Genomic DNA, 610 nt, shown 5'->3' on the forward strand with positions numbered 1-610 from the left:
GCCCAGCGCCAGCATAAAAATGTTGAGCAGAAGGTAAATTGTTGGCGTGATAAAGATATTACAAACTTCAATAATACCGGCAAGTCCGACACCCAGCATGGCAATAACCGCCGCCAAAAACTGCGCCAGAATGGGGATGCCGAAAAAAGTCATTACCAGCGAGGTCAAAATCCATTTTCTGTTTTGCATTATTCTTTCCATTCTTTCTGAATGGCGAAATTATACTCCCCGAGTCCCCTTGCCCCTTCTGGACACTTTTCCGAAATGATGGCGAAAAAAACGGGACCCTTTGGCCCCGTTCTATTTATTAGTGAAATTACAATCTCACCGGATCAATATGCCAGATATGATCGGCGTACTCTTTGATAGTACGGTCAGAAGAGAAGTAGCCCATATTGGCAATGTTCAGCATCGCTTTTGCGGTCCACTCTTCCTGAAGCTCGTAGAGTTCATCGACTTTATCCTGACAATGAACATAGCTGCGATAATCCGCCAGTACCTGGTGGTGATCGCCGAAGTTGATCAGCGAATCAACCAGATCGCGATCGCGACCCGGATCTTCCGGACTGAATACACCGCTGCCGATTTGCGTCAGCACCTGATGCAGCTC

1 protein-coding gene and 1 pseudogene are annotated in these 610 nt (G+C 47.2%); both read right to left on the reverse strand.

Going from position 1 to position 610, the window contains the following annotated elements; genetic code table 11:
* A pseudogene (locus tag ACS8YF_RS19890) lies at positions 1-189 on the reverse strand (phosphate ABC transporter substrate-binding protein); the annotation flags it as partial.
* 127 nt (positions 190-316) lie between these two features.
* Positions 317-610, reverse strand: a 294-nt coding sequence (locus ACS8YF_RS19895; protein ID WP_440851807.1) for a glycogen/starch/alpha-glucan phosphorylase, incomplete at its 5' end; no start/stop codon positions are given.

Source organism: Salinisphaera sp. SWV1, from assembly GCF_052044155.1.
GTDB lineage: Bacteria > Pseudomonadota > Gammaproteobacteria > Nevskiales > Salinisphaeraceae > Salinisphaera.